Origin of the sequence: uncultured Draconibacterium sp. (assembly GCF_913060805.1) — a bacterium.
Lineage (GTDB): Bacteria > Bacteroidota > Bacteroidia > Bacteroidales > Prolixibacteraceae > Draconibacterium.
Genome location: NZ_CAJXTC010000014.1, coordinates 20,092 through 36,050, shown reverse-complemented (window position 1 = coordinate 36,050; position 15,959 = coordinate 20,092). Strand labels below are relative to the sequence as shown.

Here is a 15,959-nt window from a genome sequence, read left to right as displayed (position 1 = left end):
TATGTATTCCTGTACTACGGAAATTAACCAACATAGGTTCAATGCCTTCGAATTATTGTATTGTATGTTTGAAAAATTGTTGGATATAGTAACATTTATCAGGCTTTGGTGGAAGCAAATGTTATTTCTGAAATTTACCGGGCAGCCCAGCGGTACACAAACAATGCTAGCACAGCATACACTATGTTAGGGAGCCAGATTGCAAAAACGATTGGTACCGTGCCACTTACGGCAAATACGGTTGAAATTTGCATAAATAATATGTAGGAGAATGCCAGAAGCAGCCCCAAACCGATGTGTAGACCGAGTCCTCCTTTTACTTTTCGCGATGCCAATCCGGCGCCGATAAGCGTAAGAATAAAAGCCGCAAACGGATTCGCAATACGTTTATGTTTTTCAATTTCCCATTCGATAGTGTTCACCCCGCGCATCTTCATCAATTTAATTTCTTTAAGAAGTGATGGAGTGGTATATGTTTCCATTTCGTTTTTCAAACGTTGAAAATCGCCCGGAACCATATTTAGTGTGGTGTCCATGCGGTAACCTTTTTCGAAAGTTTCGTGATCTTCAAAAATATTACGTTTCCAGTATGAGTTAATTACCCATTTCCCGGTTTCTTTATTCCAGCTAATGTTTCTCGCTGTGAGTTTTTCTACCAATTCCGAGTCTTCAAAACGCTCCAACGTAAAGCGTTGCCCAACATTGTTGGCATTAAAACTTTGCATATAAATATAAGTGCCGGGTTCAATTTGCCGGTGAATATTTCGTTCGGTACCAACCGATTTGCTTTTAATATAATTGTGCCTGAAATTGTTCATGGTTTTATTGGCCGGCGGAATAACGTAGTTGCCCAACATAAACGAAAACAGTGCAATTACAAATGCCGAAACCAGGTAAGGCCGCATTAAACGTCGGTAAGAAACACCGTTGCTTAAAATGGCAATAATCTCGGTGTTGTAGGTCATTTTCGAGGTAAAATAAATTACCGCAATAAATGTAAACAACGGGCTAAACAGGTTGGCAAAATAGGGGATAAAGTTCATGTAATAGTCAAAAACAATATCCTTCAGCGGAATGTCTTTCGAAAGGAATTCGTCGAGGTTTTCAGAAATATCGAAAACAATGGCGATACTTAAAATCAGACCAATGGCATAAAAGAAAGTTCCCAGGAACTTTTTCGAAATGTAAAAATCTATTGTTTTATACCACTTCATATTCTTTTATAGTCTTTCTTTCAGTTTTATTACCATTTCGTTTTTCCAGCTCACAAAATCGCCGCTTTGTATTTTCTGGCGGGCTGTTTTTACCAGCCACAGGTAAAATGCCAGGTTGTGCTGACTTGCAATTTGCGCGCCAAGCATTTCGTTCGAAATTATAAGGTGGCGAAGATAAGCTTTTGAATACTGGTCGACAAACGATGTTCCGTTTTCATCGATGGGAGAGTGGTCGTTTTCCCATTTTTTATTGCGGATGTTGATGATACCTTCGCTGGTGAATAACATTCCGTTGCGGCCGTTTCGGGTGGGCATCACACAATCAAACATGTCAATTCCGCGGTGAATTCCTTCCAGAATATTTACCGGTGTACCAACTCCCATCAAATAACGCGGTTTATTTTCAGGAAGATCGGCAGTGCAAACTTCAGTCATTTCGTACATTTCCTGCTCGGTTTCGCCAACCGACAAACCACCGATTGCATAACCGTCGGCATCAAACGTTTTTACGTTGGCAACGGCCGCTTTTCGCAAATCGGTAAATGTATTTCCCTGAACAATGGGGAAAAGCGTTTGCGAATAACCATATTTTGGTTCGGTACTGTTAAACTGTTTAAAACAGCGTTCGAGCCAGCGTTGCGTCAACTCCAGCGATTTTTTGGCATAATTGTAATCAGCATCGCCCGGTGTACACTCATCAAAAGCCATAATAATATCGGCGCCGATCGTACGCTGAATGTCCATCACATTTTCTGGTGTGAACATATGGTATGATCCATCGATATGCGACTGAAAACGTGCTCCCTCTTCGCTGAGTTTACGAATATCGCCCAGCGAAAAAACCTGGAAACCACCGCTGTCGGTTAAAATCGGGCGGTCCCAACGATTGAATTTGTGCAGGCCTCCTGCTTTTTCAATCACATCAATTCCAGGGCGTAAATACAAATGGTAGGTATTCCCCAATATAATCTGGGCATTAATATCTTCTTTTATATCGCGGGTGTGAATTCCTTTCACCGATCCGGCCGTTCCAACCGGCATAAAAATTGGCGTTTCAATTGTTCCGTGGTCGGTGGTAATTACACCGGCCCGGGCGCGCGAGTTATCTGCTGTTTTCTGTAATTCGAATTGCATTTGTGTAAAATTGCGTGGCAAATATAGCTATTTCACCCGAATTGCACTTGTTTTAAACCCGCCCGAGGCTGTTAATAAAAACTAATTACTGTAAACAAAATAGAACTTATAACACAAAATGATACCGGTAATTTTGCTACTATTGCTTAGTTTTTAATACCGAATTTTCTTCTCTTTATGATCCGGGAGTTGTTGGATACTTTTAACACCTTAACAGCTATGCAGTTGGTGGTGTTTGTGGTGGTAGCTTTATTGTGGCTGTTACGGCTTTTGTATTTGCTTTTTTTCCCACTGCGGGTGCTTGTTAAAACCAAAGCAAAATCGGTTGCAACCGGAAAAGCACCGCTAACGGTATTAATGGTGGTGCGCAATGAAGAAGAAAATTGCCACGAAACTTTGCCGCGTTTACTCAATTTGGAAAACCCGGATCTGGAAGTTGTGGTTGTAGATGATTTCTCGCAAGACAATACTTTGTCGGTTCTAGGATTATTAAAGCAGCGTCATCCACGAATGAAGCTTTCGTCGCTGAGCCAGGAAACACGGTATTCCGAAAAATTATCGCAGAACATTGGATTAAAATCGGCCGAAAAGGATTGGGTTTTAGTGTACCCGGTAAGTGCACAAAATCCGTCGCAGGATTGGTTGAACGAAATGGATAAATCAACCGCCGATCCGGTTTTGGTAAAAGTGGCTTACACTACGATTGCAGAAAATAAAAACCGGTATAATAAATTTTATCGCATCGAAAATTTCTTTCAGCAGGTGAGGAGTGCTTCTTTTTCGCTTAACGGTTTAGCCTTTGTTTATAACGAGGAAAATGTAGCCTTTAAAAAACAAGAATACTTTAAGCTGGGCGGGTTTGGCACTAAAGTGCAGGAGCCTTATGCCAATCTCGAGCTGGTAATAAACCGTTTCATCAGCAAGAAAAATGTTGAACTCTGTTTTAACGATAAAAGTATCCTGGAAAAACAGGTTTCTGTTGATCGTTCAGCGTTCAAAGATTTGGTTCGAAAAAGCATTCGTATTGAGAATCATCTGAGTAAATGGAAGCAGTTTGTACTGCTTCTCGACCGCTTAACACAGCTCTTATATCCCCTTTCTATTGCATTGGTATTGCTGGTTGTATTCAAGCTATGGCCCATTATTGCAGCCTTTGTAGTAGTTAAGTTGCTGGTTTTCATGGTTATCATAAAAATGTTGCAGAAACGTTTGAATGAACGTAAATTATTCATAACTTCGTTAGTGTTCAGTTTTATAATGCCTTTTTATAAACTTTTTTTCAGGTGGAGCTTTAATCGGCAAAGTCAAAATCACAAATGGAAAAACAGGGGGTAATACTATCGGAAAAAGCGCGGCAGGACTACGAGCTTGTAAAAGCTGCGTTAGCTGGCGACGATAAAGCTTTTGCGCGATTGTTAAACCGCTACAAAGACGCCATTTATTTTATGCTGCTAAAAATGGTGAATAACCGCAGCGACGCCGAAGACCTGACACTTGAAGCATTTGGAAAGGCATTTAAAAGTCTTCACCAATACTCGCCTACTTACGCATTCAGCACCTGGTTGTTTAAAATTGCATCGAACAATTGCATCGATTTCTTACGAAAGAAAAAGGGAGTGCATGTACCCATTGAAAACAACGGGCAGGATGATAACAGCGAAACCATAAAACTTCGGTCGAAAGATCCTGATCCGGAAGAAAAGTTGATTCGTCAGCAAAAGGCCATTTTACTGCGGCGCGTTGTGCGAAAGTTAAAACCGCGTTATCAAATTCTGGTCGAACTTCGTTATTTCAGGGAGTTTTCGTACGAAGAAATTGCAAAAGAGTTAGATTTGCCGCTCGGAACAGTTAAAGCACAGCTTTTCAGAGCTCGCGAAATGCTGTTTAAAATGATTGAAAGCACCGAGATCGGACGAAAAGATTAACTTTTGTATGGACTTAATTCTAAAGTATTTTCCCCATTTAACTGTAACCCAGATTGAACAGTTTAAACAATTGGAGCCGTTGTATGCCGATTGGAATGCAAAAATAAATGTGATCTCCAGGAAAGATTTTTCTGAATTTTACGAGCGTCATGTGTTGCATTCGCTGGGCATTGCCAGGTTTATTCGCTTCAACGATAAAACAAAAGTACTTGATGTGGGAACCGGTGGAGGTTTTCCCGGAATTCCGCTGGCAATTCTTTTTCCGGAAGTGCAGTTTCATTTGGTTGATTCGATCGGAAAGAAAATAAAAGTAGTGAACGGAGTTGCCCATTCACTTGGGTTAAAAAATGTGCGTGCCGATCAAATTCGTGCCGAGGAGTTAAAAGAAAAGTACGATTTTGTAGTAAGCCGCGCCGTTACTCGTTTGCCCGATTTTGTGAAATGGATAAGAACAAACATCTCGAAGAAACAACAAAATGCGCTGCCCAACGGTGTAATTTATCTAAAAGGTGGCGATCTTACCGAAGAAGTAAAACCTTTCGGGAAACGGATCTTCTTGCAGGATCTTTCGCAATATTTCGAAGAACCTTTTTTCGAAACGAAGAAGGTACTGCATTTGCCACTGTAAAACTTCAAAAAGTTCTAGAAATCAGCAGCAGAAATGAAAATATTTTGTGTTCTGATTGATAATTGGTCTGACCCCCCTATAATCCCCCGAAGGGGGATATTTCCTCCCCCTCGGGGAGGTCAGTAGGGGTGATAAATTGTATTTTTAAAATCTTAGATAAAACAAAGCCGGCTTGCTTCAACAAACCGGCTTTCTTTCAATTTATCCTTAATCGATAATCTTTAATCCTTCCTAAAGGTATTCGTCGCCAAACGAAACGCCCATTCTGCGTGCTTTTTCAATGAGACCAAAGTCGGGTTCCACCAGACGTAGCTTTCCTCCAACTTCTTCTAATGGTACAGTAGATAGTTCGTTATTTTTTATGGCCACCATGGTGCCAAAATTTTCTTCGGCAATACATTGTGCTGCAAAAGCTCCGTAGCGTGTGGCCAGAATCCGGTCCATTGGAGTTGGTGAGCCACCGCGCTGAATGTAACCCAAAACTGTTTCGCGGGTTTCAATGCCGGTGTAAGTTTGTATCGCCTGTGCAATATGTGTAGCAGCAGATACTTCTTTCGGGTGGTCGATACCTTCGGCAACCACCACAATTGAATAAGGTTTGTTGCTTTCGTAACGGCTCTCTATTTTCTTGCAAACCGAGCGGATGTTATAATCCAGTTCAGGAAGCAAAATAATGTCGCCACCACCTGCAAGTCCAGAGTACAGCGCCAGCCAACCGGCGTGGTGTCCCATAATTTCAATAATCATTACACGCTGGTGCGAGTTGGCAGTGGTGTGCAAACGGTCGATGGCATCGGTGGCAATTTGCACGGCCGAATCGAATCCAAAAGTTACATCGGTGCCCCAAACATCGTTATCAATGGTTTTGGGAATTCCAACCACATTCATACCTTCCTGTGCCAAAAGGCTTGCGGTTTTCATGGTGCCGTTTCCGCCAATACAAACTACGGCGTCGAGGCCCAGTTTTTTATAGTTCTTAACTATTTTGTGAGGTTTATCCTCTGCATCTTTTCCGTTTTTCTTGCCTTTGTAGGGCTTTTCGCGCGAAGTTCCCAGGATGGTTCCGCCAAGCGTTAAAATACCCGATAGTGCCGATTCTTTCAACTCAGTATAGTCGCCGTTAATTAATCCCGAATAGCCGGCATTAAATCCCAGCACTTCCATGCCGTATTCAACTATCGCTGTTTTTCCAACGCCTCTAATTGCTGCATTTAGTCCCGGGCAATCGCCCCCTGCAGTCAAAATACCAATTCTTTTTGGCTTTGCTGAAGTACTCATAGTTTTTATTTAAGATTCCTGTATTTTCTAATTATCTACCGAATTTACAAAAGAACTTTATAAAAACGATGCTCAAAGCCCGCTAAATACAGTAATTCATAATTTCTTTTTAGCTGTGATAAAAATCCGTTTAACAAAATTCGTACATTCGCGGGTCGTTTGAAAAAATGGCATTTTAATCTTTAACCAATTAAATGTAATAGAAATGAGAAAGTTTTTTTCACTTTTAATGGCTACTGCCTTGGTGTTTTCGATCTCGTGTAAGAGTACAAAAACAGGAGGTTCGGCCGCTTTAAATCAATTAACAAAAAAAGAAAAAGAAGAGGGCTGGGTGATGCTTTTCGATGGCAAAACCAGCGAAGGATGGCGTGGTAACAACAAAGATCATTTCCCAACAGGCTGGGAAGTAGTTGACGGAACATTGCACTGCAAAAAATCTGGTCAGGGTGAAGCCGGAGCACGCGATGGTGGCGACATTATCACTACGAAAGAATACTCGAACTTTCACCTGAAAATGGAATGGAAAATCGCTGAGGGCGGAAACTCAGGTATTTTCTACTTAGGAAAAGAGCACGAAGGGTGGCCGGTATACAAAACGGCTCCAGAAATGCAGGTGTTGGATAACGAGCGTCACCCTGATGCATTGCTGGGAAAAGACGGTAACCGCAAAGCCGGTTCGTTATACGACCTGATTCCGGCAAAACCACAAAATGCAAAACCTGCCGGCGAATGGAATACCGTCGAGATTATTTGCTACAATGGAACGGTTGTGCACAAGCAAAATGGCGAAACAGTTGTGGAGTACCACTTGTGGACCGACGACTGGAAAGAGCTGGTAGCCGGATCGAAATTCCCTGGATTAAATCCTGACTGGGCAAATGTTGCCAAAGAAGGAGTTATTGCATTGCAAGACCACGGCGACGATGTTTGGTTTCGCAACATCAAAATTAGAGAAATGAATTATTAAGCTTTTTAGCTGATAATGAATGGCCCGGTAGATTTCTGCCGGGCTTTTTTGTTTTTTAGTTTCGAGTTGCAAGAAACTAGTGGCTCGTAGCTATTTACTCAGGATTATACCCCGAATCGTTCAAAATCTGCTGAAAATCGTAATTTGCCATTAATTCAGATACGGTTACTTCCGGGTGCTTTTTCATGTACTGGCGTACAATTTGCCAGCCAATCCATACACCGGTACGTCCTGGCGAATCGAGCGGAAAACCACTGGTTGACGGTGCCGGGTTAATGTAGCGGATAATATCCATACGTTTGCTGGTATACAACATTTCGTGCTCAATAAGGTAAGTCCACATTTGCGGCTCGTTCATTTCGCACCACTCCAATTGTTGTGTGGTGTAGCCAATTTTCAGCGAATCTTCCATATCGGGAAGCATGGCATCAACCAGGTACATCAGTTTCCCTTTTTCAATCATATTGCCCAGTAGGTTAGTAGCGCGGTCTTCGTGCTCAAATTCGGTAATTGCCCACGCAAATGCCACGTCCGACAAAATCTTGTCTTTGTGCATATTTTGTATTTTGTATTGCGGCGTTGTGCTTAGTTGTTGGTAATATTTGCAATCGCGCCCCAGGTATTTGTCGAGGCTGATGCCAATAATATTTTCGGCCGTAACCACCGATTGATTAAAACCTGAAGTGTAGGTGTAAATGGTCGGCAATTCTTTCTCCGGGAAATGGTAGCTGTAATATTTAAATGCTTTTGTCAGTCCTTTTTCCAGCTTTCGCAGGTTGGGGAACACCGAGTCGGTTTTTAGTTTCACCTCTGTAATCATCGAGTCGTTTAAAAACAGGTTCATCATTTCTTTAAAATCGTCGTCGCCAATTCCGCCCACCTTAATAACGCGGTAAGTATACAAATTGAAAAAATCGGGGTACGCGTTGCTCAGCTCCGTAAGTGCTTCCAGCGTGTCTTTTCCTTCGAGGTTAAAAAGTTGCTCACCAAACCGCACCACTTCAACTTCCATTTCAACTTCAGAAATATTTACTTTTAATGGATTTCGTTTGCATGAAAAAAATAACAGGGCAATTAAGCCCATAAAAACCACTGTTTTTGTCCACTTCATTTTACAAGAAATTTAAATCATTACGCTTACACTTCTTATTTATTGCAAAACTGAACTAAAAATTGAACTTTTGCAAGGTTAAAAAGAATGATCGGAATGATGAGGTTGATATCGGGTTTTAAAACTCGCAACTCGTAGCTCTGAACTTTAAACTAGAATCATGAAAGTTGCACTGGCACAGTTAAATTATACCATCGGCGATTTTGAAGGAAATGCGTCGAAGATTATTGCAGAGATCAACCGTCTGAAACAGGAGGACGTTGATCTGGTTGTTTTTTCCGAATTGTCGGTAACGGGTTATTACCCGCACGATTTGTTGGAGAAAAAGGAGTTTATTGCAAAAGCCGATGATGCTGTTGCCGAAATAGCAAAACATTGTCACGGTATTGCTGCTTTGGTTGGTGCGCCGCGTATTAACCAGCACGAACGTGGGAAAAAGCTTTTTAACTCGGCACTTTTTCTGGCCGATGGCGAAATAAAAAGCAGCCACAACAAAACGCTGCTGCCTACCTACGATATTTTTGATGAATACCGCCATTTTGAGCCTAACCGCGAGTTTAGTTTGGTAGAATACAAAGGCGAAAAGATTGCAGTAACCATTTGCGAAGATTTGTGGGACGAGCAACCAACGGCCAACGAATTTGGTAAAGACAAGTTGTATTCGATATCGCCAATGGAAGAGCTGGCTAAATTGAAACCCGATTTTGTGGTAAACCTTTCGGCATCTCCATTTTCGTACAACCAGGAAGGCTGGCGCAAGAATGTACTCATTACAAAAGCTAAAAACTACGGCATCCCGATTTTGTATTGCAACCAGGTTGGTGCACAAACCGAGCTGGTTTTCGATGGCGGATCAGTTTACATCGATGCCACCGGCGAAATTGTAAAAGAGCTGAAATATTTCGAAGAGGATTGTCTGGTGCTCGATACTACTTCGCTTGGCGAAAAAGAGTTACAACAAAAGGTCGACTATATTGAAAAAATACACGACGCGCTGGTGCTGGGCATCCGCGACTATTTTAAAAAGATGGGCTTCAAGCAGGCAACGCTTGGTTTGTCGGGTGGAATTGATTCAGCAGTAACCGTTGTGCTAGCCGTTCGTGCTTTGGGTGCCGAAAATGTTCGCGTGTTGTTAATGCCTTCAAAGTATTCGTCGGACCACAGTGTGAATGACGCCCGCGAACTAGCCGAAAATCTGGGAATTCGTTACGATGTAGTGAATATTCAATCGGCAGTCGATCAGTTTGAGTCGGCACTTTCGTCAATATTCGAAGGCCGCTCGCCCGATGTTACCGAAGAAAATATTCAGGCCCGTGCCCGCGGAATTTATATGATGGCGATTTCGAATAAATTTGGCCATATTCTGTTAAACACAACCAATAAAAGCGAGTGCGCCGTTGGTTACGGTACACTTTATGGCGATATGAACGGCGGCCTGGCAGTACTTGGAGATGTCTACAAACTTGATGTGTTTAAACTGTCGCGGTTTATGAATAAAGACGGCGAAGTGATTCCGGAGAATACCATTGTTAAACCGCCGTCGGCCGAGTTACGCCCCGATCAGAAAGACACCGATTCGTTGCCGGAGTACGAAGAACTGGATGATATGCTTTTTAACTACATTGAGTTGAACAAATCGCCAAAAGAAATTGCCGCATTAGGTTATGATGAGGCTGTAGTTCGTAGAGTGATCAGAATGGTAAACATGAATGAATACAAGCGCTTTCAGGCTGCTCCTATTTTAAGAGTAAGTTCAAAAGCTTTTGGCTTCGGACGAAAAATGCCGCTGGTTGCCCGTTACTAGCTATGTCCATTTTTTATCAACAGTTTTATGGGCTGTTGTTAATGATATTATTCAGATCTGAGGTAAAATAACTGTTAAAAAAGAATCAATTTTAACAATTTTTTTTAGCTTTGATGCTGTAAAACATACAGACGGGTATATGTTAAATTCAGATATTGGACTTCGAGATCTAGTTGACAATCAGAAATCAATTTTTTATTTGTTGGGGCAGGAAGATAAAGACGACTTGCAACACCATATTTCTCTTTCGCAGTACAAAAAGAATGAATTTATTTACAAAGAAGGAGACAAACCAAATGGATTTTTGGTTTTGATTGACGGAAAGGTCAAGATTTTTAAAGAAGGAGTTGGCGGTAGAGAGCAGATTATTCGAATGACGAAACCTTTGGGTTTGATCGGTTATCGTGCTTTGCTTGCCGATGAAACACACAACGGCTCGGCGGTTACGCTTGAAGAATCGCTTGTTTGTACCATTGATCCGGATTTTATCTTTAAACGTGCTTTAAAAAACCCTGATTTTTCATTTAAGATTATCAGTAAACTTTCGAAAGAGCTTGGTTTCTCGAATGCCCGAACCGTTACTTTAACACAAAAACATATTCGTGGACGTTTGGCCGAATCGCTGATTTTGCTGAAAGATAAATACGGTTTTGAAAACGACGGAACAACGTTGAAAGCGTTCTTGTCGCGCGAGGATATTGCTAACCTCTCGAATATGACCACTTCGAATGCTATTCGTACCTTATCGACTTTTGCCAGCGAAAAAGTAATTGCTATCGATGGAAGAAAAATTCGGATTCTGGATGCAACGCGTTTAGAGCGCATCAGTAAATTAGGATAACAGTTTCAATAAAATATTGTGAGTGCCACTTGAGAAATCAGGTGGCATTTTTTATTCCTGCAAATTCAATGTAAAGTTCCTTGAATTATTTTTTGCACCGTTCTTTAGAGCGGTGTTCTGAGATAGAGAAGAGCTTATGATTTTTTAGGATTTTTGAAAAATGGAAGTTACAAAAATCCTAAAAAATCAGTCTGAGCTAATGAATTTCTGTCACCACCTTAAAAGGCGGTGCAAAAAATATCATAATTTGGAATTGATTTTATGTTTCAAACATGCATTATTCCTGCAAATACACCCGTTTTACGCGTTGTGAAATGCCTGTTAAAATCTCATAAGGAATAGTTTCCAGTAGTTGGGCCACCTTCAAAATGGAAATATTTGGCCCAAAAATTTCAACGCTGTCTCCCGGGTTAACTTCCAGGTTGGTAACGTCGAGCATCAACATATCCATGCAGATATTTCCGATCATCCTTGCTTCTTGTCCGTTTACAAAAGCGCTGCCTAAACCGTTGCCCAGTCGGCGGTTTATTCCGTCGGCATACCCCATCGGAACAACAGCTACCCGGCTTTGATGTTTTATTTCTCCTTTTCGGTTATATCCAACGGTTTCGTTTGTGTTAACAGTTTTAACCTGCGAAACAGTGGTTTTAAGGGTACTGATTTGTTGCAGCGGTAAACCAGTTTGCGAGATACCGTAAAGGCCAATTCCCAGCCGCACCATATCCATTTGATGATTGGGAAAACGTTCAATACCGGCTGAGTTTAAAATGTGCTTGTCGATTTTGTAATCAAAAGCTTTTTCAATCAACTCTGATAAATTTGCAAATCGCTGGAACTGTTCTTGGGTAAAATCATCGAGTTCCGTTTCGTCACTGCCGGCGAGATGCGAAAAGACAGATTGAATTTTTAAATGCTTATTGTTTTTGGTAAATGTGATTACTTCCTCAATCTCTTTTTTCGTTTTCAGACCAAGGCGGTTCATGCCTGTATCGATTTTAATGTGGATGGGGAAGTTATTTAATCCAAATTCTTCAACAGCCTTTGTAAATTGTTGCAAAAGTTGGATGCTGTAAATATTTGGTTCCAGGTTAAAATCGATGATATTCTGAAAACTGTCGTGTTCAGGATTCATTACCACAATCGGAATGCTGATGCCTGCATTTCGCAATTGCACACCTTCGTCGGCCACCGCCACTGCCAGGTAATCTACATTTTGGTGTTGTAAAAGCCTTGCAATTTCCACATCGCCGCTACCGTACGAAAAAGCTTTTACCATTACCATTATTTTGGTTTCCGGGCGCAGTAATTTTCGGAAAGTATTCAGGTTATGCACCAGTGCGTTCAGGTTAATTTCGAGCACTGTTTGATGTGCTTTTTGTTGTAGCAGCGATGAAATCTTTTCAAATTCAAATTGCCGCGCACCTTTTAACAAAATTGCAGATGATGAATAATTGCTTCGAACAAAATGTTTTTCAAACTCACTTCGATCTGTATAAAATTCGCTTTCCAGCTGAAAAATATGCTGGTGTTGGTAGAGTTCTTTTCCAATTCCGGTGAGTTTGTTAATTCCCCACTCTTGTAAAAGCTGGTTTACTTTCGAATATAGTGCAGCTGTTTCAATACCCGTTTGTTGAATGTCGGACAGAATTACGTGCTTAAACAAGTGACTTTTGGCGGCTTGTTGTTTCAGTACTGACAGTGCAATACTCAGCGAATTTAAATCAGAATTGTAATAGTCGTTAATCAGCAAACAGTTGTTTATTCCCTGTTTTATTTCGAGGCGCATAGCCACCGGTTGCAGTTTGCTGAATTGCGCCAGAAAGTCTTTTGGATCTTTCTTAAGTGCGATGATCGTAGCAAAACAATGGCAGGCATTTTCAATGGCCGAATCATCAGTGAATGGAATTGAAAATGAATAATGCTTGTCGTTAATTCTGACCTCAATTTCGGTGTCAATCGATTTTACTTTGCTCATGAAGTGAATGGCTGCGTCGTTATTTCCCAACGACCAGTTTATCGGTTCAATATCATTTTGCGAGCAAAATTCAGATATGTTTTCTGAGTAGAAGCGATCGGAACGAAATACCAGTTTTTTTGCATCAACGAAAAGTTGTAATTTTTCGTTCAGCTTCTCCTCAAGCGAGTTGAAATTTTCCTGGTGAGCATCGCCAATGTTGGTTAAAATTCCGATGTTGGGCCGAACGATCGGTGCCAGCTTTTGCATCTCTTTAGGCTCCGAAATTCCTGCTTCTAAAATAGCCAGGTCGTACTGGTTATCAATTAACAATGCCGATAAGGGAACACCCACCTGTGAGTTGTAGCTTTTCGGGCTTCGAACGATTTTTAAATCACTAGAAAGCAGATCGTACAGCCACTCTTTTATAATCGTTTTTCCGTTACTGCCCGTAATTCCAATTACAGGCTTCGAAAACAGGCTTCGGTTATAAGCGGCTAGTTGCTGAAGTGCAAAACCTGTGTCCTTTACCAAAATATAGTTGGCTTCATCATCTATAAAATTCTTGTCGGAAACGATAAATAGCTGAACGCCTTTTTTGCGTAGTTGAGCAATGTAGTTGTGCCCGTTAAAAACGGGGCCGCTTAAGGCAAAAAAAGCAACGTTTGCTCCGCCGAAGAAAGTCCGGCTGTCGGTAATAATTTCTGAAACAGTAAAATCCTGAAACGATGAGGAAGTGAAAAACTCACCATTTACAACGGCACTTATTTTTTTTGCCGTCAGGTTGATCATTATTCCTTATGTGCTTTGTTGTAACAGCTTCGGCAAAGTGGCTCGTAAATGTCTTTTTCGCCCAGCAGAACCACTTGCTCTTTTTCCGAAAGACGATGAGAGAATTGCGCGATGCTTCCGCACCGAACACAAATTGCATGTACTTTGGTAATGTAATCGGCCACCGCCATCAGTCCGGGAATCGGGCCAAAAGGTACGCCTTTAAAATCCATGTCAAGTCCGGCCACAATTACACGGATACCCATATTGGCCAGCTGGTTAACAACCTCGATAAGGCCTTTGTCGAAAAACTGTGCTTCGTCAATTCCAATAACGTCAACATCTCCGGCGAGCAATAAAATATTGGCCGAGTTTTCAACCGGAGTTGAGTGGATTGCATTTTCGTCGTGCGAAACCACTTCCGTTTCCGAGTAACGAATGTCAACCATCGGCTTGTAAATTTCCACCTTTTGTTTGGCAATTTTAGCACGTTTCAGCCGCCTGATCAACTCCTCGGTCTTTCCCGAAAACATCGATCCGGCAACAACTTCAATGGTGCCAACTTTTTTATGGCCGTTTACATCTCTTTCAATAAACATTTATCGTTACTCTTTTTGGTAATACTTTTCTTACAGGGTATTTTTATTTACTACTTTTACAAAAATAAAATTTACAGGCTTGATTGGGCACTGTGAAGCACGATTAATTTACCAACATCGCGTTAAAAGCTTGGATGAATGGACAATAAAAAGTTATTTAAATTTCTGCTTAAAGATATTTCGGAGATAGAAGAATTGTTTGCCGAAAAGGGGAACGAAGGTTTCGATGAACTGGAAATGGAATTTATCCGTACTCGTTTCAATGGAGCCAAACACATCATTCAGCTGTTGAGCGATAAAGATGTGCCCGCACAAAGAGTTGTGGTTTCAGCACCTAAAGTGGTGTCTGAGCCGGTGAGCGTAGAATCCAAAAACTCAGTTGAACCACAAACACAACTTTCGGAGGACGAAAAGGAAAGCTTAGCCGCTTTATCGGATTTTGAGGAGGAGTTAAAACAGGAAGAAAAGAAACCTGAACCGGTTGTGCATGAAGAGGAAGTTGTAGCGCCCAAAGAAGAAATTGAAACGATAGAAGAACCTTCCGAAGAAGCCGAGGAAACGGTTGTTGCCGAAATGGAGGAGGAGAGTGCTCCTGAAGTAGAGGAAGAAACTCCCGGGGAAGAACCAAAAGCAGAAGAAGTAAAAGAAGAACCTGTAAGCGAAAAAGAACCACATCAAGTAGATGAGCCGGAAGACGAACCGGAGCCTGTTGCAACAAGTAACCGGATTGGCGATCGTGTTATTACTGAAAAATCGGTTAACGACTTGTTGAGCGGTAACGGCGATAAAAAACTGGAATATAAAATCTCGAACAGCCCGGTACAAAGTATTCAGGCTGCCATTGGAATAAACGATCGTTACCAGTATATCCGCGAGTTGTTCGATGGCAGCGCCGAATCGTTTGCAAAAACAGTTGTCGATCTCGATAAATTAGGAAATATCCAGGAGGCTGTAACTTATTTGCAGGAGAACTTTAAGTGGAAGAAAACAGAAACCAGCCTGAAATTTGTAAACCTTGTAAAGCGCCGGTTCCCCAATGGATAACGAAGCAAAATTAATACTCGTTCCAACGCCCATTGGAAATCTTCAGGATATCACATTGCGGGCAGTTGAAGTTTTAAAAGCAGCCGATATTATTTTGGCCGAGGATACTCGTGTGTCGTCGAAACTTTTAAAACACCTTGAAATTGATAAAAAACTGCTTGCACATCATAAGTTTAACGAGCATAAAACTACGGGCTCAATCGTTTCAAAAATTGAGCAGGGAAATACTGTCGCGCTAATATCTGACGCAGGAACACCTGCCATTTCGGATCCCGGTTTTTTGTTGGTGCGTGCCTGCGTGGAGAAAAACGTGAAAGTGGAATGTTTGCCGGGAGCAACAGCATTAATTCCTGCTTTGGCGGTTTCGGGTTTGCCAACCGATAAATTTGTTTTCGAAGGGTTTTTGCCACAGAAAAAGGGACGACAAACACGTTTGAAAATTTTGGCAGAAGAGCCACGGACAATAGTACTTTACGAGTCGCCATACCGATTGGTAAAAGCTCTTGGACAGTTTGCCGAATTTTTTGGCCCCGAAAGAAAAGCCTGTGTTTGCCGCGAGCTTAGTAAAATGTTCGAAGAAGTGAAGCGGGGAACTGTAACAGAGCTACAAGAATACTACACTGAACATACTCCCAAAGGCGAAATAGTGATCGTTGTTGAGGGAAAAAACGATTAGTCGTTTCTGTCGC

At 41.6% G+C, this 15,959-nt stretch carries 14 protein-coding genes; 8 read left to right on the top strand and 6 right to left on the bottom strand.

The genetic code is table 11. From position 1 onward, the window contains the following. Positions 1-134: 134 nt before the first annotated feature. Complete coding sequence (locus tag QZ576_RS10370; RefSeq protein ID WP_297096796.1) at positions 135-1,214, bottom strand: LptF/LptG family permease; 1,080 nt, start codon at positions 1,212-1,214, stop codon at positions 135-137. A gap of 6 nt (positions 1,215-1,220) precedes the next feature. Further along, positions 1,221-2,348, bottom strand: a complete 1,128-nt coding sequence (gene tgt, locus QZ576_RS10365; RefSeq protein WP_297096794.1) for a tRNA guanosine(34) transglycosylase Tgt — start codon at positions 2,346-2,348, stop codon at positions 1,221-1,223. 177 nt (positions 2,349-2,525) lie between these two features. Between tgt and QZ576_RS10360 the strand changes: the two genes are divergently transcribed. Genes QZ576_RS10360 through rsmG form a run of 3 tightly spaced genes read left to right on the top strand, consistent with a single transcriptional unit; the run spans position 2,526 to position 4,901 of the window. Continuing rightward, positions 2,526-3,683 carry a glycosyltransferase gene (locus QZ576_RS10360; RefSeq protein WP_297096792.1) on the top strand — a complete coding sequence of 386 codons (1,158 nt, stop codon included), beginning with the start codon at positions 2,526-2,528 and terminating at the stop codon, positions 3,681-3,683. After that, entirely contained in the window at positions 3,665-4,273 is a 609-nt protein-coding gene (locus QZ576_RS10355; RefSeq protein WP_045032364.1) for a sigma-70 family RNA polymerase sigma factor, read from the top strand. The genes QZ576_RS10360 and QZ576_RS10355 overlap by 19 nt, the downstream gene beginning before the upstream one ends. Before the next feature lie 7 nt (positions 4,274-4,280). Continuing rightward, the gene (rsmG, locus tag QZ576_RS10350) at positions 4,281-4,901 is read left to right on the top strand and encodes a 16S rRNA (guanine(527)-N(7))-methyltransferase RsmG (protein ID WP_297096786.1); all 621 of its coding nucleotides are present in this window, start codon (positions 4,281-4,283) and stop codon (positions 4,899-4,901) included. A 231-nt stretch (positions 4,902-5,132) separates the two neighbouring features. Here the strand turns inward: rsmG and QZ576_RS10345 are convergent, their stop codons facing one another. Next, on the bottom strand, positions 5,133-6,179 hold the full coding sequence (locus tag QZ576_RS10345) for an ATP-dependent 6-phosphofructokinase (protein WP_297096784.1): 1,047 nt from the start codon (positions 6,177-6,179) through the stop codon (positions 5,133-5,135). Between the two features lie 205 nt (positions 6,180-6,384). Here QZ576_RS10345 and QZ576_RS10340 point away from each other — a divergent pair, with 205 nt between their 5' ends. Beyond that, a complete protein-coding gene (locus QZ576_RS10340; protein ID WP_297096783.1) occupies positions 6,385-7,146 on the top strand; it encodes a DUF1080 domain-containing protein in 762 nt (253 codons plus the stop codon). Between the two features lie 94 nt (positions 7,147-7,240). On the opposite strand, the gene QZ576_RS10335 is transcribed toward QZ576_RS10340, so the two are convergent. Next, on the bottom strand, positions 7,241-8,257 hold the full coding sequence (locus QZ576_RS10335) for a hypothetical protein (protein WP_297096781.1): 1,017 nt from the start codon (positions 8,255-8,257) through the stop codon (positions 7,241-7,243). A gap of 160 nt (positions 8,258-8,417) precedes the next feature. On the opposite strand from QZ576_RS10335, the gene QZ576_RS10330 reads away from it, so the two are divergent. Continuing rightward, positions 8,418-10,061, top strand: coding sequence for an NAD+ synthase (locus QZ576_RS10330; RefSeq protein WP_297096779.1), 1,644 nt, complete (start codon positions 8,418-8,420; stop codon positions 10,059-10,061). A 139-nt stretch (positions 10,062-10,200) separates the two neighbouring features. After that, a complete protein-coding gene (locus QZ576_RS10325; RefSeq protein ID WP_297096777.1) occupies positions 10,201-10,902 on the top strand; it encodes a Crp/Fnr family transcriptional regulator in 702 nt (233 codons plus the stop codon). A gap of 277 nt (positions 10,903-11,179) precedes the next feature. Here the strand turns inward: QZ576_RS10325 and QZ576_RS10320 are convergent, their stop codons facing one another. Further along, positions 11,180-13,648: a bifunctional UDP-N-acetylmuramoyl-tripeptide:D-alanyl-D-alanine ligase/alanine racemase gene (locus QZ576_RS10320; protein ID WP_297096775.1), complete on the bottom strand. Its 2,469-nt coding sequence runs from the start codon at positions 13,646-13,648 to the stop codon at positions 11,180-11,182. Then, on the bottom strand, positions 13,648-14,226 hold the full coding sequence (locus QZ576_RS10315; protein WP_297096773.1) for a thymidine kinase: 579 nt from the start codon (positions 14,224-14,226) through the stop codon (positions 13,648-13,650). The genes QZ576_RS10320 and QZ576_RS10315 overlap by 1 nt, the downstream gene beginning before the upstream one ends. Positions 14,227-14,364: 138 nt before the next feature. Here QZ576_RS10315 and QZ576_RS10310 point away from each other — a divergent pair, with 138 nt between their 5' ends. Together QZ576_RS10310 and rsmI are read left to right on the top strand one after the other, a co-directional pair. Further along, positions 14,365-15,270 carry a hypothetical protein gene (locus QZ576_RS10310; RefSeq protein ID WP_297096771.1) on the top strand — a complete coding sequence of 302 codons (906 nt, stop codon included), beginning with the start codon at positions 14,365-14,367 and terminating at the stop codon, positions 15,268-15,270. Then, positions 15,263-15,946 carry a 16S rRNA (cytidine(1402)-2'-O)-methyltransferase gene (gene rsmI / locus QZ576_RS10305; protein ID WP_297096769.1) on the top strand — a complete coding sequence of 228 codons (684 nt, stop codon included), beginning with the start codon at positions 15,263-15,265 and terminating at the stop codon, positions 15,944-15,946. The genes QZ576_RS10310 and rsmI overlap by 8 nt, the downstream gene beginning before the upstream one ends. The last annotated feature ends 13 nt before the right edge of the window (positions 15,947-15,959 follow it).